Consider the following 18,756-nt stretch of genomic DNA (forward strand, 5'->3'; position numbering starts at 1 on the left):
TCGTGGATGCTGCGGATCAGCCGCCGAGCTGGATGAGCTTCTCGACCGCCGCCGTCAGGCGGGCGTCGGCCTCGCCGTACGCGGCCCAGTCGCCCGCTGCGAGCGCGGCCTGGCGGTCGAGCATCGCCTGCTGCGCCTGCTGCAGCGCGGCCTGGTACTCGTCGGCAGGGACGCTCGGCGAGGGGTTCGGCGCCGGGGTCGCCTCCGGCGTCGGTGTCGCCTCGGGGGTCGGGGTCGCCTCAGGCGTCGGCGTCGGCGTCACGCCGGTGTCGCCGGCGCTGGCTCCCGAGTCGCCGCCGAACAGGGTGTCCAGCGCCTCGTTCAGGGTGTCCTCGAACGCGACCTTGTTGCCGAACGACACGAGCACCTTCTGCAGCGTCGGGAGCTTCGTGGCACCCGACGACTGGACGAAGACCGGCTGCACGTACAGCAGGCCGCCGCCGACGGGAAGCGTCAGCAGGTTGCCGTTCAGGACGTCGGACTGGCCCTGTCTCAGGATGTTGATGAACGCGGAGACCTGGGGGTCGGCGTCGAAGGTGTTCTGCACCTGACCCGGGCCGGGAACGCTCGTGGACGCGTCGATCACGAGCATCCTGAGCTTGCCGTAGTCGGCCGCCTTCACGCCGTCCTTGTTCCCGGCGTTCGAGTCCACCGCGAGATAGCCCATGAGCACGTTTCTCGTGTTGTCACCGGCCGGGATGAAGCTCGTGAACATCGAGTAGGCGGGCGACGTCTGTCCGGGCATCTGCATCGTCAGGTAGTACGGCGGCTGCAGGAAGTTCGGGTTCTGCGGGTCGTCCGGCGTCTTCCAGGCGTTGTCGCGCTGGTAGAACGACTGCGCGTCGTCGACGTGGTAGACGCCGAGCATCGCGCGCTGCGCCTTGAACAGGTCGGTCGGGTACCGCACGTGGCTCATGAGGTCGCCCGACATCGCCGAGATCGGCTTGAGCGTCGACGGGTAGATCTTCTGCCACGTCTTCAGGATCGGGTCGTTCTCGTCCCACGCGTAGAGCGTGACGTGACCGTCGTACGCGTCGACGGTCGCCTTGACCGAGTTGCGGATGTAGTTGATGTTGTCCAGGGCGACCCGCGGGGTCTCGTTGTTCGCGTCGGCGATGGCCTGCTGCAGGCTCACGAGCGTCGAGTACGGATAGCTGTCGCTCGTGGTGTAGCCGTCGATGATCCACACGATTCGGCCGTCGACGATGCTCGGGTACGGGTCCTTGTCGAGCTCGAGATACGGCGCGACCTTCTGCACGCGGTCCAGCGGGCTGCGGTCGTAGAGGATCTGCGAGTCCTGGTTGAGGTAGTCGGAGAACAGGATCTGCTCGGACTGGAATTTCAGCGCGTAGATCAGACGGTTGAAGACGTTGCCGACGCTGGGACCGCCGTTGCCCTCGAACGTCGTCTTCGTCTCGGTCGCGCCGTCCTCTCCCGCGGGATAGTCGAGCTCGATGGGCGCCGTGGTGGCCGGCGCGCCGACGATCGAGTAGGTCGGCGAGTCCTCGCCGAAGTAGACGCGCGGCTCGAACTGCTCCTGGTCGGTAAGGACGCCGGCGACCGGGATGCCCTGCTCGATGAAGACAGGGTTGCCGTCCGTCGTGCGGTCGTTGCCCCGAGCGGCCACGAGGCCGTAGCCGTGCGTGTAGACGAGCGTCGTGTTCTGCCACGACGCCGCGTTGCCGAGCTGGCTGACGTCGAGCTCGCGCACCGAGACGACGGTGTCCTGCGAGACGCCCCCGATGTCGTAGCGGTCGACGTCGAGCGGGTCGGCGAACTGGTAGTAGGAGCGGTACTGCTCGAGCTGACGCACCGTGGGGCTGATGATCGCCGGGTCCATGATGCGGATCTGCGCCGTCGTGGCCGCATCGGCGCGCAGCTGGCCGGGCTCGGCATCCGTCGTCGCGGCGTAGTCGGTCTTCTCGAGACCGTCGATGCCGTACGCGTCCTTGGTGTTGTCGATGCTGCGCTGGTAGTACTGCTCCTCCAGCGCGAGCTGGTTCGGGCGCACCTGGAAGGTGTTGAGCACCCACGGGTAGCCGACGCCGAGCACGATCGCCGAGATGATGAGCAGCGCCGTAGCGATGAGCGGGTAGCGCCAGCGGCCGATGATCGCCGTGACGAAGAAGAGCACCGCGACGAGCACGGCGACGATCGAGAGGATCGTCAGACCCGGGATGATCGCGTGCGTGCCGACGTAGCCGGGGCCCACGATGCGGTCGCCCGGCTCGATGAGCGTCTTGTAGCGGTCGAGCCACAGGCTCGCCGCCTGCACGAGCAGGTACAGGCCCGCCACGACGGCGAGCTGGATGCGGGCCGCCTTCGAGATGCGCAGTTCGCGCTGGCCGACGCGCACCGAGCCGTACAGATACGAGACGACGGCGGTCATCAGCAGACACACCAGGAGCACAGCGGACAGGAAGCCGAGCAGCGCGCTGTAGAACGGCATGGCGAACAGGTAGAACCCGGTGTCCATGTGGAACTGCGGATCGGTCGTCGACGTCTGCACGCCGTTGAACCACATCCAGGTGGTCTCCCACTGAGCCGAGGTCGCGAAGCCCGCGAAGAAGCCGAAGAAGATCGGGATGCCCCACATCGCGAGCCGGCGGAGAGGCTCGACGACCTCCTGGTAGCGGTCGAGCTGCGAGCTCAGGCGCGCGTAGACGGGACGCAGGCGATACGCCAGCTGGATCGCGAGCCACACCGGCACGGCCATGCCGAGGAATCCGACCGCGAACATGACGATGCGGGCGACCCACTGCCTGACCAGCACCGACGAGAAGCCGAGCTGGTCGTACCAGAGCCAGTCGGCGTACAGGTTCGCGAAGACGAAGAAGGCCACCACGAGGGCAGCGATGATCGCGAGGCTGATCGCAATGATTCGACGGGTTCGGGAGGGCGCTGCCGGTGTCGGTGCAGGCGTCGTGGTCACCGTTTCATCCTAGGTGGGCGGTTCTGGGCGAATGCTTTGTCCGCGATGGGCGAACTCCCGGAGTTTCGCCAGGTCGGGTGAGCGCCTCAGCCCGCGGTGCACGTCGGGAGCGCGTCGAGATCGCCGCCCTCCCGGATGGTGTCGAGCACGGTGATCGAATCCTCGAGCTTCTGCACCGCGAACACGCGAAGTCCGGCGGGCACGTGACCGACGACCTCGTCGCAGTTGGACTCCGGCGCCAGGAACCAGTCGGCTCCCGCGCCGACCGCGCCCCAGAGCTTCTGACGGATGCCGCCGATCGGCCCCACGGTGCCGTCGGCCGAGATGGTGCCCGTGCCGGCGACCTTCTGGCCGCCGTTGAGCTCACCGGGCGTCAGCGTGTCGATGATGCCGAGGGCGAACATCATGCCGGCAGAGGGGCCGCCCACGTTGTTGAGCTGGATCGTGACGTCGATCGGGAAGTCGTAGTCGCTGAGCAGCGTGATGCCCAGCAGCCACAGCGTCTCGCCCTGCACCTCGGTCTGCTTGGGCTGCACCGTGACGGTGAGCTGCTCGCCGCCGCGCTCGATGAGCAGCTCGACGGGCGCGCCGCCCGCCTCCTGCACGAGCCCCCGCAGCTGGTCGCCGCTCGTGATGGGGGTGCCGTCGAGCTGGAGGATCACGTCGCCCGCCTGCAAGGCGCCCTCGGCCGCCGAGTCCTTCGTGAACGAGTGCACCGCGATGCGCGTCTGCACGTCGTACCCGAGCTGCTTCAGGGCGGCCGCGGTGGCCTCCTTCTGCGAGTCGACCATCATGGCCGAGCTCTCCTCGTTGCGCTGCTCGGTGGTCTGGTCGGCGGGAAAGACCGCGTCGATCGGAAGGACGGCCTTCGTGGGATCGAACCATGCCGTCGCGAGCTCGAACCACGACGGCGTGCGCTCGCGGTTGCCGACGACCTGCACCGTCAGGAGGTCGAGGGCGCCGGCGGTCTCGTACGTCTGGGCGCCGTCGACCGAGATGAGCGGGACGTTCTCGCCGTCGGCGTTCGCGGCCGTGCCGAGCGTGTTGTAGACCGGTCCGGGGCGCTGGATGACGTAGGCGGTCGGCAGGAACGTCAGCACCAGCAGGATGACCATCGCGATCGCGAGCGCCCATACGCCGATCAGCTGGCCTCGCGTCAGGCGCCGCCGCGGTGCGGGCGTGATGGTGACGTTCTCGTCGAACAGCGCCACGGAGGACCTTTCTGCCTGGGACTCGCCTGTCGTTCGCGACCGGCGTACAGCGAGCAGGGTCCGGGCGGGGAGCGCGAGGGTGCGTGCGACTAGCGTAGAACGCGACGTCATGACCCGGCTGAAAGGCGGCTGAAGTGACAGACGACGACCGCAGTCCCGAAGAGGAGTTCCAGGAGCTCATCAGGCAGCTCTTCGGAGGCGGAGCCGACGGGATCGACCCCGAACAGCTCTCCCGGCTGACCGGCCTGGGGATCGACCCCGCCATGATGCAGACGGTCATGCGCCACCTGCAGGGCGCGTTCGAGGGCGACGGCGAGATCTCGTGGGACCTCGCGCAGCGTCAGGCGCTGCACATCGCCAACCAGGACGGCCTCGGCGTGACGACAGGCCAGCGCACGGACCTCGACCAGGCGTTCGCGCTCGCGACGCTGTGGCTCAGCGAGGCGACGACGATCTCGGACCTCGCACAGCCTCCCCGCGCCCTCACGCGCGGCGGCTGGGTCGAGGCGACCCTCCCTGTGTGGCAGGAGCTCGCGGAGCCCGTCGCGACGAGCATCGCCGACGCGCTGACGAGCGCCCTCAGCGAGCAGGCTCCCGACGACATGCAGAACCTCGTGCAGGGCGCCGGGCGACTCATGCGCAGCGTCGGCGGCTCGCTGTTCGCGACGCAGCTCGGCCAGGTGGTCGGCCGGCTGTCGCTCGAGGTCGTCTCGGGCGGCGACGTCGGAATCCCTCTCCTGCCGAGCGGCGACGCAGCGATCCTGCCGCAGAACTTCGCCGACTTCGGCAGGGACCTCGAGATTCCCGAGGACCAGCTCGCCCTCTATATCGCGACACGCGAGCTCGCGCACGCCCGGCTCTTCCGGCACGCCCGGTGGCTGCGCCTGCACGTCATCTCGCAGGTGACGGACTTCGCGCGCGGCATCCACGTCGACACCGAGGCGCTGGAAGACCTGGCCTCGCGCTTCGACCCCTCCCAGCCCGAGGAGCTGCGCAACGCCCTGGAGAGCGGGGCGCTCCTGCCCGCGCGCTCCGACGCGCAGACCGCCGCCCTCACACGGCTCGAGAACCTCCTCGCGACGATCGAGGGCTGGGTCGATGTCGTCACCGCCGAGGCGACGACGCGCCTGCCCACCGCCGAGCGCATCGCCGAGGCCGTGCGTCGCCGACGCGCCGTCGGAGGGCCCGCCGAGCAGGCGCTCGGTTCGCTCGTCGGACTCGAGATCCGCCCGCGGCGCATGCGCGAGGCCGCCGCGATGTGGCGCGCCGTCACCGACGCCGTCGGCGTCGCCGCACGCGACGCGCTGTGGGACTACCCCGACTTCATGCCCACGTCGGACGACATCGACGACCCCGCGGCGCTCGTGGCGCGGCTCGAGGCCCGCGCCCGCGGCGAGGAGCCCGCGCGCGACGCCTTCGACGACGCCCTCGAGCAGCTCCTCGCGGGCGGTGACGACGCGTCGGAGAGTGGTGCGTCCGAGGATGCCGCGCGCGGCGCTTCGGCGGAGGGTGCGGCTGAGTCTGACGAGTCGGCGCCCGACGACGGCACCGGTGAGGACCGGGGAGGCGACGAGCGGCCGGTCTGACCCCGCCCTCTCCTCCCCAGCCCCCGCCAAGAGCCGTCTCCGGCGGACGACCATGTGGAAAGAGCCTCCGGCCCGCTCGGAGATCCGCATGATCGAGGGATGCTGCGACTCGACCCCGCTCATCCGCCGCTCTGGCGCGACGACACGACCGTGCAGTTCGGCCTCGACGCCGTCGCGGTCGTCCAGACGACCGAGGCATGGCAGGAGCGGCTCGTCCACGAGCTCGAGCACGGCGTCCCGCCGGCTGCTCTCGACGCCGTCGCACAGGCGCTCGGCGCGCCCGCAGGTGCGGCGGCCCGGTTCGTGGGGCGCCTGAGGCGGGCGATGGCGCCGTCCACGCCTCTGCCTCCCCGCGTCGTGGCGGTGCAGGCGGCCGACGGGATCGCCCCCGAGACCGCGCGCGGCGTCGCCGACGCACTCGCAGCGGCCGGGTTCGATGCATCCCTCCCCCGGCCGGGCGACGGGCTCGTGCCGGTCGTCGTGCTGGCCGCGCACCTCGTCGAGCCCCGACAGGCGGCGGTGCTCCTCGGCCGGGACATCCCGCACCTTCCCGTGGTGTTCGGCGGCGCGAGCGCCGAGGTCGGGCCCTTCGTGCGGCCCGGCGTCACCGCATGCCTCGCATGCGTCGCGGCGGAGCGGTGCGACGCCGACGAGGCGTGGCCGCGGCTGGCGGCCCAGCTGCTCGGACGCCGTGCGCCGGCGGTCTCGCTCGCGTTCGCGTGGGAGGCGGGCCTGGTGGCGGCGCGGCTGCTCAGCGAGGGGCTGCGTCGGACCGAGCGGCAGTCGACGTCCGCGGTGACGCTGCGCGCCGGGGGCGGCCCGACGACGCGGACGCATCGCCCGCACGCAGCGTGTCGCTGCCGATCTCTCGGAGGAATCGCGACGGCATCCGTCCGCGAACTCCCGGCGACCACGACAGCGAGAGGCTTCGCGCGGCCCGCGTGATCCCGACGTACGCGAGCCGCCGCTCCTCGTCGACCTGCTCGAACGTCGTGGCGTAGCCGATGGGCAGCAGCCCCTCGGCGAGGCCGACGAGGTGCACGTGGTCCCACTCGAGGCCCTTCGCGGCGTGCAGCGTCGCGAGCGTGACGGTGCGCAGGGCCGGTTCGTCCTGCGCCTTCGCTCGCGCGACGAGATCGTCGGAGAAGCCGCGCAGCGTCGTGCCGGGCGGGGCCTCCTCGGCGAGGCGCAGGAGGGCCGCGCGGGTTTCCCACGCGTCTCGGAGCGCGCCCCCGGCCTGCGGGGGCTCGTCGGTGAGGCCGATGTTGCGCAGAACGTCGCGCACCGTGTCGACGAAGCCGGTCTCGATCGGCGCGACCGCGGCCGCGCGCAGCGCCATGACTCCTTGGCGGACTTCGGGGATGTCCCAGAAGCGCCGTCCGCCCAGCACCGAGGCCGCGATGCCGGCGTCGGCGAGGGCCTTGAGCACCTCGGCCGACTGCGCGTGCGCGCGGTAGAGCACGGCGATTCGACGCGGATCGATGCCGGCTTCGATCTGGGTGCGGATGCGTGCGGCGACGCCACGGGCTTCCGCCTCGTCGTCGGCGAACGCCGTGACGGTCGGCTCGGCGCCGACGGCGGCGGGGCGTGACGCGGTGAGCACGAGCGCTCCGGGCCGATCGCGCATGAGCGCATTGGCGACGGCGAGGATCGGAGCATCCGACCGGTGGTTCCTCTCGAGCCGCACGACCTTGGCGCCCTCGTGGCGATGCTCGAACTCGAGGAGGAAGCGCGCGTCGGCGCCCGCGAACGAGTAGATCGTCTGGCTCGCGTCGCCGACGACGCAGAGGTCGCGCCGATCGCCGAGCCACAGCTCGAGCAGGCGATGCTGCAGCGGAGAGACGTCCTGGAACTCGTCGACGGTGAAATGCCGGTACTGCTCGCGGACCGCATGCACGACCTGGGGCTCGGCCTCGAGCATGCCCGCGCACGCGAGCAGGACGTCTTCGAAGTCGAGCTGGCGCCGTTCGTCCTTGAGCTTCTCGTACGACTGCTGCAGCGCGATGACCTGGTCGACGTCGAGCCGGCCCACTCCGCGCGGCCGCGCCTCTGCGTAGGCGGCGATGCTGTGCATGGTCACCTTGCGCCACTCGATCTCGCTCGCGACGTCGCGCAGCGTCGCGACGTCGGGGGCGAGGCCGACGCCGTCGGCGGCGTGCGCGAGCAGCCGCACCTTGTTGTCGACGATGCTCGGCGCCTGGTCGCCCGCGAGCTGCGGCCAGAAGAAGTTCAGCTGTGCGAGGGCGGCCGCATGGAACGTGCGCGCGGCGACGCCGTCGACGCCCATCGCCCGCAGGCGCGTGCGCATCTCGCCCGCGGCCTTCGCCGTGAACGTGACGGCCATGACGCGGCCGGGCGAGTAGGCGCCGGTGTCCACGCCGTGCGCGATGCGACGCGTGATGACGCGCGTCTTGCCCGTGCCGGCGCCCGCGAGCACGGCGACGGGTCCGCGGAGGGTCGTCGCGGCCTCGCGCTGGCGCTCGTCGAGTCCCTCGAGGGGGCCGCCTGTCACTCGGCCCCCGAATGCCAGTCGACGATGAGACGGTGCGCGATCGATGCGCGGCCCGGCAGCAGCACATCGCCCTCGCCGTTCAGCGCCGCACCGATCTCGTCGCGGGTGAACCAGCGCACGGCGGCGATCTCCTCGCCGTCCGCTTCGGCGGCATCGTCGTCGATCGCGGCCGCGAGGAATCCGACCATCAGCGAGCGCGGGTACGGCCAGGCCTGCGAGCCGCGGTACCGCACACGGTGCACCTCGACGCCGCACTCCTCGCGCACCTCCCTTGCGACCGTCGCCTCGAGCGACTCCCCCGCCTCGGCGAAGCCCGCGAAGCACGAGAAGCGGTTCACGCCCCACAGCGCGTTGGACCCGAGCAGCAGCCGGTCGGGATCGCGGTCGCTCGTGATGGCGACGATGACGGCAGGGTCGGTGCGGGGGAAGTGCTCGCGACCGCATTCGGGGCAGTGGCGCGACCACCCCGCGGTCTGCAGACGCGTGAGCGAGCCGCAGGCGGGGCAGTACGGCGCGTCGACGAGCCAGCGGCCGAGGCTGAGCGCTTCGACGAAGGCGCCCGCATCGGTCGCGGTGAGCTCGCCGCCGACCACCCGCAGCCCGACCCAGCCTCCGGGAGCGGCGAAGGGCTGATCGGCCTCGGCCGGCAGCGCGGCGACGAGCACGGCGGCGCCGAGCCCGTCCCGTCCGAGGAACGCCCAGACCGCCTCGTCGGGTGCCGCCTCGGCAGCGACGTAGAAGAGGGCGGGATGCCCCGCCTCGGCGTTCGCGGCCAACGGTGCCGCATCGCCGTGCACGACGAGAACGCGTGTGGTGGCATCCGCCCGCAGCGTCTCGATGAGCCCGTCGATCGATCGCTCGTCGGCGGCGCGGTCGAGGCCGGGACCGGCCAGGACCGAGCGGAACCCTTCGGGCGTCGTCATCCAGCACCTCTCTCCTGGTGGTCGGGCGGCGGATCGGCGAGCGCTCGGCAGGGTGGGCGTGCCAGGGCGTGGCGCGGTGGCGGGCGGCGACGGCCGACCTACCCTGGTGCACATGGCACGCTCTCCCCTCACTCTAGCCGCGTCCGTCACGTCGGCTCTTCCCCGGGTCGGCGTCGTCGGGGCGGGCGCCCTGACGGAGGGCGCGGCCGGTCGGTTCGACTCCGCCGTCGCCGATCTCGACGACGGGCGCCGCGTCGTCGTGCGCGCGCCCGCCGACACCGACGCCGCGTCGGAACTGGCCGCCCAGGTGCGGGCGCTGCGCGCCCTGACCCCCGGTGTGCGAGGCCTGCTGCCCTTCCGAGCGCCCGAGCTGCTGGGGGAAGCGGGTCTCGGCGATGCCCGCGTCGTGGTCGTCGACTTCCTGCCCGGCTACCGCGTCGACGCGGCGCACCTCCCGCCCGGCCGAGGGGCCGCGACGTCCGTCGGCGAGGCTCTCGCGGCGCTGCACGCGCTGCCCCTGTCGATCGTCCGCACGGAGGGCCTTCCCGTGCGCACGCCGCAGCAGATCCGCGACGACGCCGTGCGCCTCGTCGACCGCGTCCGCGCGACCCGCAAGGCGCCCAAGGCGCTCGTCGCGCGCTGGCAGCGGGCGCTCGATGCGACCGCACTCTGGCGCTTCGAGGCCGCGGTCGTCCTCGGCGGCGCGGGGGCGGCATCGTTCCTCTTCGAGGACGTCGACGGCGTGCCGCACGTCACGGGCCTGCTCGAGTGGCACGGCCTGCAGGTCGGCGATCCCGCGACCGACCTGCAGTGGCTCGCCTCCGCCCCCGCCGCGGCCGACGACGTCTACCGCGCCTACGCCGCGCGCAGCTCACGGGCTCCCGACGCGCTCGTGCGCGAGCGGTCGCGCCTGTACGCCGAGCTCGAGTTCGCGAAGTGGCTCGTGCACGGCGTCGAGAACGACCGCGAAGAGATCGTCGACGACGCCGTGACGCTCCTCGCGTCGCTCGCCGAGGGCGTGCGCGGCGACGAACTCCTGCCCGACGGCGACCTCGACGTCGAGGACGCGATCGCCCTCCTCGGCCGTGTGCCGGAGGCGACGAGCGCTGTCGTCGACACGTCGATGCAGACCGACGCGTACGACCCGGAGGAGCTCTCGCTGTGGGTCACGACGGAGGACGTCTCGCCGGATGCGGCGACGACGCGGGTCGAGCTTCCCGTCGAGGACACCGAGCCTGCACCCGCGGCCGTGGCGGCGACCGCCTACGAGGATGTCTCGACGGCGCCGATCGGGCTGCCCGCGCCGCGGCTCGGATCGGAGACCGGCGGCCTGCCGGCGCCTGTCGAGCTCGACGAGGAGCGCGAGGCCGAGCGCGCCTCGCGCGCGGCGTTCCAGCGCTGGACGAGCTCGGCCTCGGAGTAGACCCGGTCGGAGCGGATGACGCGGTCGTGCCCGACGTAGTAGAGCGCGACGTCGATCTGTTCGAGGGGCACGCCGTGCCGCTTGTGGTACGCGAGGCGGTACAGCGCGAGCTGCAGCATCCGCTCCTCCCGCTCGGCCGCTGAGGCGGGTGGTCGGCCCGTCTTCCAGTCGACGATCTCGATGCGGTCGCCGCGGTCGGCGCGTCGGTAGACGGCGTCGAGCTTGCAGATGACGTGCCCGAGCTCTGCGGCGCCCTCGAGGGTGATGTCGATCTCGGTCTCGACCTCGATGGGCTGCAGCGGCCCCCACTCCGATGCCTCGAAGGTCGCCTTCAGGTCGGTGAGGGCCTGCTCCTCCAGCGCCGACACCTCGGTGTCGGGCGCATCGTCGTCGATCTCCCACAGACCGTCGTCGAGGGATGCGACGCGCCCCGCGAGGCCCGAGCGCTGCTCGACCCACGCGTGGAACAGCGTGCCGCGCAGCGTCTCGCCGTAGGGACGCTCGGGCAGCGGGCGCGCGATCGCCCTGACCGTCGCTCCGTAGTCGCCGACGAAGTCCTTGAACCGCGACGCGCCGATGCGCGCGGGGGCCTCGGGCACGTGGCCGCGCCGGCGGCGCTCGGCCTCGGCGAGGAGCGGGCCGAGGATCTCATCCGGCTCGGGATCGCGATCCTGCGCGGCGGCGACAGCGGTGGCGGCGCGCTCGACGAGGTCGCGGCGACCTCCGAGCGGGTCGAGCGGCCAGCTGAGGATGCGCCCGCCCTGCTCGAGGTAGGGGTTGTCCCCCGGATCGGTCGCGTCGATCTCGTCGGCGCCGAGCGCCGCGAGCATCTCGACGAGGTAGCGGCTGGGCTTGCGGGCGGACTGCTGACCGGCCCAGTGCGACCCGCTGAGCAGCAGGTCGGCGCGGGCGCGGGTCACCGCGACGTAGGCGAGCCGGCGCTCTTCCCGCTCCTGGTGGGCGCGATCGGCTTCGCGGAAGGCCTCGATGGCGGGCGCGAGGTCGGCGCCGTCGTCGGCGAGGTCCCATTCGAGCCGCGGCAGGGCGTCGCGGTCGCCGCGCAGCGCATACGGGAGCACCCCGAAGCCGAGCCAGCCCGACACGGTGCGCGGCGCCTTGGGCAGCTCGTTCTCGACGAGCCGCACGACGGCGACGGCATCCCATTCGAGGCCCTTCGACCCATGGATCGTGAGCAGCTGCACGACGCCCGGCTCGGGCGGCTCGGGCCGCGGCATGAGCTCGTCGGTCTCCTCGGCGTGGTCGAGCCACGCGAGAAGGCTCGCGACCGAGCCGCGGTCGTCGGCGAGGAGGAACGAGCGCACTTCGTCGAGGAAGGAGCGCAGGCGTGCCGAGGCCAGCCGCGCGGGCCCCCGCGACTCGTTCGCGGCCAGCTCGATGTCGAGGCGGAGCTCGAGCTCGATCATGCGGATGAGGTCGGGGATCGGCTGGCCGACGGCGCGCCGGAGCCGCTCGAACAGCTCCCCCGCTTCGCGCAGACGCGTGCGCCCGCCCGGCGAGATCTCGCCGATGAGCCGGTAGTCGTCGGGCGCGCGCCGCACGAACTCGAGCGCGTCGACGATCGACACCTGCTCATCGGTGCCCGCCGAGGCGCGGATGCGCTGGACGAGCTCGGCGTCGAACGGCGTGAGGCTCGCATCCCGGCGCGCGAGCGTCTCGGCGAGGGCATGGAGGGCGGCGAGATCGGGCACGCCGACCGCGAACCTCGGACCGGACAGGATCCGCAGCAGAGCCGACCCCTGCATCGGGTCGTGCACGACCCGCAGCGCCGAGATGACATCGACGACCTCGGGTGCCGAAAGGAGTCCGCCGAGGCCCAGGATGCGGTTGGGCACCCCGGCACGGTCGAGCGCCTCGGAGAACAGCTGCATGTGGCGCTTCGTGCGGAACAGCACGGCACCCGAGTGCGGCGTGTCGCGCTCGGCCGCGTGCTCGGCGCGCACGCGCGCGAACCACTCCGCCACCTCGCGGGCCTCGTCGTCGACGCTCGACGGGTACCGGTGCGCGACGCGGCCCTGACCGGCCCCGGGCCGCGGCGCCAGCGGATCGACCCCGACGAGCCCTGTCGCGCTTCCGGCCAGGAGGGCATTGGCAGCCGTGAGCACGCCGAGATCGTTGCGCCAGCTGATCATGAGGCTGTGGCGCGCCGCCGTGGCCCCGCGGGCGAAGACGCGCGGGAAGGCGGCGAGGTTGTCGGCGGACGCGCCGCGCCAGCCGTAGATCGACTGCTGCGGGTCGCCCACCGCCATGACGGGGGTGTCGTGGAAGATCGCCGCGAGCAGCTCGGTCTGGATGACCGACGTGTCCTGATACTCGTCGAGGAGCACGACGCGGTACTGATCGCGCAGCTCGGCTGCCACATCCGGCGCCGCCTCGACGATCTGCAGGGCCCCCGCGACCTGATCGGCGAAGTCGAGCGTGTCGTCGCCGCGCTTGCGCTCGGCGTAGTCCGCGACGAGCCCCGCCAGCACGGGAAGTCCGCTGAGGCTGCGGCGGGCGCCGTCGACGAGGTCTTGATGCTTCTTGAGCCGGCACGAGACGTCGCCCAGCCGCGCGGCCCACCGATCGCCGTACCCTGCGAGCTCCGCGAGGTCTATCCGGTTGTCGAGCACCTCGCCCGCGAGCTGGTGGACGGCGTCGACGACAGTCGAGAAGGCCTCCTCGCGCTCGGAGAGGCGCTCGTCCGCCGACGCGATCACGACCCGGCGGGCGAGCAGCCAGGAGCCGGACTGGCTGAGCAGAGCGGAGTCGGGATCGCGCCCGATGCGCGCGCCGTGGTCGCGCACGATCGCATCGGCGAACGAGTTGTACGTCGCGACGCGGGCCCGCTGCAGCAGCGCGTCGGCGAGGGCGCCGGGCCGCTCTCCGCCGGTCTCGAACTCGATCGCGAGCGCGTCGAGGAAGAGCGCGAAGGCGTCCTGACGCTCACGCGCCGCAGAAGCGGCGTGGTCTGCCCAGAACCGGTCGAGGTCGCCGCGCGCCGCGATCGCCTCGAGGTGCGGGAGGAGTCCCCGGCGCTCGTACTCGCCGATCGTGGAGAGGCGGCGCTGGATGCGCTCGGAGAGCTCACCCGCGGCCTTCCGCGTGAATGTGAGACCCAGCACCTCCTCGGCGCGCACATGGCCGTTCGCGACGAGCCAGACGACCCGGCCCGACATCGTCTCGGTCTTGCCGCTGCCCGCACCGGCGATGACGATCGCCGGCGCCGCGGGCGCCTCGATGACGGCGCGCTGCTCGGGAGTCGGCTGCGGGAGGCCGAGGGCGAGGGCGACGGTCGCGGCGGAGATCGAGAGCGGCCCCGTCCAGGCGAGGAGCTCTGCGTCGGAAAGCGTCATCGTCACGGTGCCGACACCGCCTTCACGGTGTGCAGGGCGCATACGCCGAACCGGGAAGTCGCGCAATGCGCGTCGATCGGCGCGTCGAAATGATCGGATGCCATGGCCCGGGCCGCGGTCGCGATGACCTCGAGGAAGGCCGTCCTTGCCTCGAGGTCCATCGGTCCCTGCCGTGCGAGACGGTAGTCGGGCTCCTTCTGCGTCGTCTTGGACAGGACGATGAGCCGCGCCCCCGCGTTCGCGGCCTCCTCCGCGCCGGGCACGAGACCCTCGAGGAAAGCGAGCTGGTAGGCCGCGAGCTGCGGGTCGTCACCCACCTTGTCGTCGCTGAACCGCGTCTCGGAGCGACCTGTCTTGAGGTCGACGATCATGACCCGCTCGTCTTCGGGGCGCTGCTGGTCGTGCGGCACCGCCTCGCCACGACCCGGCGGGTAGACCTCGACGCGGTCGATCGAGCCGCTGAGCACGGCCCACCGCCCCTCGTCGGTCTCGGCTCCGGGTTCGACGACCCGCACCGGAGGGACATCGCCGGGTGCGGCATCCATGCCGACCGCGAGCCGGAATCTGGCCTCGGCGCCGATCGTGCGGCCCCCGTGCTGGTGGAAGGCATGCAGGTAGCGGTGCAGGCGCACGGCGAGCAGCTCGGCCCACGCCCGCTCCTTGCGCGAGAGCCAATCCGCCTCGAACTCGAGCTCGCCCCAGCGCGCATCGACGATCGCGCGGATCTCCTCGAGGTCGCCCGAGGGCACCTCCTCCATCGCGGCGTGCAGGATCGTGCCCGCGCCGGCCGACCACGTCTGCGTGTCGCCGCCGAGCGCGCGGATGGCCCAGTCGAGTCCGCAGTCGGCGAACGTCTTGAGCTTCGACGGGGAGACGGGAACGGGGGCGCGGAGCGGATCGCGCAGGGGTCCGGTCGACGTCGGCGGCGCGACCCCGAACCACTGCTCCGGCGCGGCCCCGGCCACACCTTCCCGCGCGAGCACGACGAGCTGCTCGGCGGCGTGCCCGCGGGCCGCCGACGACCCCGAGGTCGTGAGCGTGCGGCGGTGCTGCGCGACCAGCCCGCGCAGAGTGAGGGGATGCTGCGCCTCCGCGCGCTCGAAGGCGTCGCGGTCGGGCTCGGGCAGGAACGTGAACAGCGGGCTCGGCCCCAGGTCGTCGTCGTCGACCGCCGTCACCGCGAGCCGGACGCGCGCCCGCGACACGGCCCGCACGAAGAGCCGGAGCTCGTCGGAGAGCGCCTCGCGCCGCCGGTCGAGGGCGGCGGGCGCCTGCGGCTCGGCCTGCCCCGCCCGGAACGCCGCGACGTCGTCGGCCAGGCGCCAGGCCCCGAGCGTTCCGCCGCGCGGGCGCAGATTGGGCCAGACGCCGTCCTGCAGTCCCGCGAGGACGACGCCGTCGAACTCGGCGCCGAGGGCGGACGCGGGGGTGAGGACCGACACGGTGTCGGTGCGGTCCGGCGCGGTCAGGATGTCTTCCGGCACGGCGCTGTCGAGGATGCGCCGGAGGAACACCGACGGACTCTCGCGCGGCGCGCGCTCGACGAACCGTTTCGCGGCGTCGAACAAGGCGACGAGCGCGTCGAGCGCCCGGTTCGCCTCGGCCGAGAAGACGCCGGGCGCGGCCGCGACCTCGCTCCACACCGCCGCGAGCGACCGACCGGAGATGTCGCGCGCCCGGTCCCACACGAGCCAGAGGAGCGCATGCACGTTGGCGCCTCGCTCGGCCTCCTCGTGCACGAGCAGGAGCGTCTCGGCGACGCGCTCGGCGGCGCGCGCCTCGGGCGAGTCGAGCAGAACGAGCGCCGCCGGGTGCTCCATCGCCTCGCAGAGGAGGTCGCGCGCGGCGCGCGCCGGCGGCGCGTCGGGCCCGTCGGCCTCCCGCAGCGCGGCATGGCGGAGCCGGGCGCGGAGTCGGCGCAGGCTCACGGCGTCGAGCCCGCCGAACGGCGACAGGAGCGCCGCGACGAGCTCGTCGTACGAGCGCTCGCCCGCCGGCGCGATGCCGAGCGCCACGAACTCGACCAGCTCGCGCACGACTCCCTCCCCGCCGAGGGGGCGGGGGAGCGCCGCCGCCCGCGTGGGCACCTCGCGCGCCGCCAGCTCGACTTCCAGGTCGGCGACCTGGCGGGTGTCGTGCGCGATGACGGCGAGCCTGCCCCACGGCATGCCGTGCAGCACATGCCATTCGCGCAGCAGCCGGGCGATGCGATCGACCTCCTCGAAGGGCGAGGGCGCGACGAGGCACACGACGGCGTCGTCGGAGTCGGGGTCTGCGGGGCCGGGCGCACGCCGGTGCGCGACCGTGCCGGAGACGCCGATGGCCTGCGTGATGCCTCGCGTGAGGCGCGTCAGCGCCGATCCGGCGCGATGCGGCTCGTCGAGCACCCACACTTCGCCGAGGCTCGCGGCGAGCTCGCCGAAGAGGTCGGCGCTCGCGCCCCGGAATGCGCCCGAGCCGATGTCGGGGTCGCCGAGGGCCATGACGGCGACGCCGCGCTCGCGGAACGCCTGCACGAGGCTCACGCCCCCCGGAGTCAGCTCCTGCGCGTCGTCGACGAGCACGACCTTGAGCCGTGCCGCAGCTCCGAGCACGCGCTCGCCCGCGTCGCCGAACGGCGCGGCGGCCAGGAGCCCCGCCGCCTCGCGGACCAGCTCGGCGGGGTCGCGGTGGGCCGAGCGCATCGAGCCGAGCACATCGCGGTATTCGCGCAGGAACGACGCCGACGCGATCCACGCCGGCCGGCCGAAGGCCGTTCCCACGGCCGCGAGCTCGGCGGGCGCGATCGCGCGCTCGCTGCACTCGGCGGACAGGGCCCGCAGCTCGGCGCGGAACTGCCGCGAGGCGCGCAGCGCGGAGCCGAGGCCCTCGGGCCACCGGTCGCGGCCCGCCGCGGCATCCTCCTCGTCGCCTGCGAGCAGCTCGGCGACGATGCGGTCCTGGTCGCCTGCCGTCAGAAGCTGGGGAGGCGCGGCGTTCGCTGCGACGGCCGTCGCGCGCACGACCTGGAAGGCGAACGACGCGACCGAGCGCGCGAGCGGCCCGGGTGTCGCGAGGTCGAGGCCGGCGCCCAGGCGATCGCGCAGGGCCGTCGCGGTCTGGCGGGTCGGGGTGAGCACGAGGAGCTCGTCGGCGCTGAGCCCCTCCTCGCCGAGCAGTCGCTCGACGCGCGCGACGAGAGCGGTCGTCTTGCCGGTGCCGGGGGCCCCGACGACCGTGCCGGACGCCCCGACGGGCAGGTCGACGACGGCTCTCTGGGTGGAGTCGAGGTCGGCGGCGGGCGTCACATCAAGCACGCTAGCGCGCGTCGCCGACATCGCCCGCGGCGCCCGCCGCGTGCCGCCGTGACGTTCGCCCAGAGCGTGCGACAGACCGGCCGGACGCTCCCGGCGCGTGTCGTAGAGTTGCCATGCAACGGCGAGTCCGGGCCCGCGCCCGGCGGCAGAAAGGCACACACGTGGAGATCCGCATCGGCATCGCGAACACCGGCCGCGAGCTCAGCTTCGAGACGAACGAGCCGGCCGACGCCGTCAAGAAGGCGATCGCCTCCGCACTGGAGTCCGGCTCGACGCACCTGTCGCTGACCGACTCGAAGGGCAATTCCTACATCGTGCCCACCGCCGGCCTGGCCTATGTCGAGCTCGGCAGCGAAGAGGCACGGCGCGTCGGCTTCGTCGCCTGACCCGGCCATGCAGATCCTGCTCGCCTTCATCATCGGGGCCGTCATCGGCCTCGCGATCCACTACCTCGCCGGCGGCCGCGACACTCGCGGCGCCGCCCTCGCGCCGATCATCGGCGCGCTCCTCGCGGGGCTCGTCTGGATGATCCTGACGTGGGCGGGCGTCGGCCTCGACAGCCTCTGGCTGTGGCTCTCGCCGCTCGTCGTGTCGTGGCTCGCCTGGCCCGTCGTGGCGTTCCTCGCCCGCACGCGCCGCGTGCGCGACCTGAACGAGCGCAAGCGGCTGCGCCTCGCCTGACGCCCCACGCGGATCTCCTCACGGTCCCGGGGTGCCGGCCGCGGCATCCCGGATCGACTGCTACGCGGCGAGTCCCATCGCGTCCATGCGCCGCGAGTGCGCGGCCATCAGCTCCGTGAACACGGGCTCGACCTTCTCCTCGTCGGCGATGCGCAGCGTCGTCGGCCGCAGGGCCGCCCGCGCGATCAGCAGCGAGTCGCCGACGAGCCTGCGGCCCCACAGCGCGAGGAGCGCCTTCCACTCGGGGTCGCTCGAGATCGTCTCGGCGATGATGTCGACGATCGCCTGACGGTCGTCGTCGGCGCGCAGGATGCGCGCGACCCTCCGGCCGGTCTCGCCGTAGCTCGCCGACAGCGCGAGGTAGAAGTCGTCGAGCATGCCCGCGGTGATGTGGACCGAGAGCATCGTCTCCTGCGGGCGCACACCATGGGTCGCGCGACGGAACGCGTCGAGCGGCTCGCGGAACGGCAGCATGAGCGCCGTGGGGTCGTCGCCGCGTTCGCGGATCAGCGCGACGAGCTCCTCGTGCTTGGTCAAGGCGGCTCCGGCGGCGCGCGAGAGCGCCTCCTTCTTGACGAGCTCGGGCGTCACCGCGATGAGTTCGCTGAGGGTCTCGAAGTAGCCGAGCTGCAGGTATGCGGCCTGCCCGAGGAACGTGTCGACGTCGGGCGCGAGCTCCTCGAAGTCGACCCGCGTCGCGGTGCTCACCTCGTCGCGGGAGCGCAGGCGCAGCGAGCGCGAATCCCGACGCGGGCCACGGCGCAACCACTCGAACACGGCATAAGCCTAGCTATCGCGGCATGCCGGTCACGAGGCGCGCCGGGCGCCTGCGCGCGCCT

The 18,756-nt window shown here is 72.7% G+C and carries 10 protein-coding genes and 1 pseudogene; 4 read left to right on the top strand and 7 right to left on the bottom strand.

The window, feature by feature from the left end; all coding sequences use genetic code 11:
• Positions 1-16 precede the first annotated feature (16 nt).
• A complete protein-coding gene (locus tag ACH3VR_RS08355; RefSeq protein WP_396640290.1) occupies positions 17-2,932 on the bottom strand; it encodes a UPF0182 family membrane protein in 2,916 nt (971 codons plus the stop codon).
• An 86-nt stretch (positions 2,933-3,018) separates the two neighbouring features.
• Entirely contained in the window at positions 3,019-4,143 is a 1,125-nt protein-coding gene (locus ACH3VR_RS08360; RefSeq protein WP_396640291.1) for a YlbL family protein, read from the bottom strand.
• A 134-nt stretch (positions 4,144-4,277) separates the two neighbouring features.
• Between ACH3VR_RS08360 and ACH3VR_RS08365 the strand changes: the two genes are divergently transcribed.
• A complete protein-coding gene (locus ACH3VR_RS08365; protein ID WP_396640292.1) occupies positions 4,278-5,729 on the top strand; it encodes a zinc-dependent metalloprotease in 1,452 nt (483 codons plus the stop codon).
• A 751-nt stretch (positions 5,730-6,480) separates the two neighbouring features.
• Here ACH3VR_RS08365 and ACH3VR_RS08370 read toward each other — a convergent pair.
• Entirely contained in the window at positions 6,481-8,241 is a 1,761-nt protein-coding gene (locus ACH3VR_RS08370) for an ATP-dependent helicase (RefSeq protein WP_396640293.1), read from the bottom strand.
• Positions 8,238-9,164 carry an NAD(+) diphosphatase gene (gene nudC, locus ACH3VR_RS08375; RefSeq protein WP_396640294.1) on the bottom strand — a complete coding sequence of 309 codons (927 nt, stop codon included), beginning with the start codon at positions 9,162-9,164 and terminating at the stop codon, positions 8,238-8,240. Before nudC ends, ACH3VR_RS08370 begins: the two co-directional genes overlap by 4 nt.
• Before the next feature lie 112 nt (positions 9,165-9,276).
• On the opposite strand from nudC, the pseudogene ACH3VR_RS23350 reads away from it, so the two are divergent.
• Positions 9,277-10,026, top strand: a pseudogene (locus ACH3VR_RS23350) (phosphotransferase); the annotation flags it as partial.
• Positions 10,027-10,427: 401 nt separating this feature from the next.
• Here the strand turns inward: ACH3VR_RS23350 and ACH3VR_RS08385 are convergent.
• Complete coding sequence (locus ACH3VR_RS08385) at positions 10,428-13,940, bottom strand: UvrD-helicase domain-containing protein (RefSeq protein WP_449566853.1); 3,513 nt, start codon at positions 13,938-13,940, stop codon at positions 10,428-10,430.
• A gap of 2 nt (positions 13,941-13,942) precedes the next feature.
• Complete coding sequence (locus tag ACH3VR_RS08390; protein ID WP_396640296.1) at positions 13,943-17,227, bottom strand: PD-(D/E)XK nuclease family protein; 3,285 nt, start codon at positions 17,225-17,227, stop codon at positions 13,943-13,945.
• Positions 17,228-17,397: 170 nt separating this feature from the next.
• Here ACH3VR_RS08390 and ACH3VR_RS08395 point away from each other — a divergent pair, with 170 nt between their 5' ends.
• Together ACH3VR_RS08395 and ACH3VR_RS08400 are read left to right on the top strand one after the other, a co-directional pair.
• Entirely contained in the window at positions 17,398-17,622 is a 225-nt protein-coding gene (locus tag ACH3VR_RS08395) for a DUF3107 domain-containing protein (protein WP_396640297.1), read from the top strand.
• A 7-nt stretch (positions 17,623-17,629) separates the two neighbouring features.
• Positions 17,630-17,917: a hypothetical protein gene (locus ACH3VR_RS08400; RefSeq protein WP_396640298.1), complete on the top strand. Its 288-nt coding sequence runs from the start codon at positions 17,630-17,632 to the stop codon at positions 17,915-17,917.
• Positions 17,918-17,977: 60 nt separating this feature from the next.
• Here ACH3VR_RS08400 and ACH3VR_RS08405 read toward each other — a convergent pair whose 3' ends face one another.
• Positions 17,978-18,694: a ferritin-like fold-containing protein gene (locus tag ACH3VR_RS08405; RefSeq protein ID WP_396640299.1), complete on the bottom strand. Its 717-nt coding sequence runs from the start codon at positions 18,692-18,694 to the stop codon at positions 17,978-17,980.
• Between the last annotated feature and the right edge of the window lie 62 nt (positions 18,695-18,756).

This window comes from Microbacterium alkaliflavum, assembly GCF_044325405.1.
GTDB classification, from domain to species: domain Bacteria; phylum Actinomycetota; class Actinomycetes; order Actinomycetales; family Microbacteriaceae; genus Microbacterium; species Microbacterium alkaliflavum.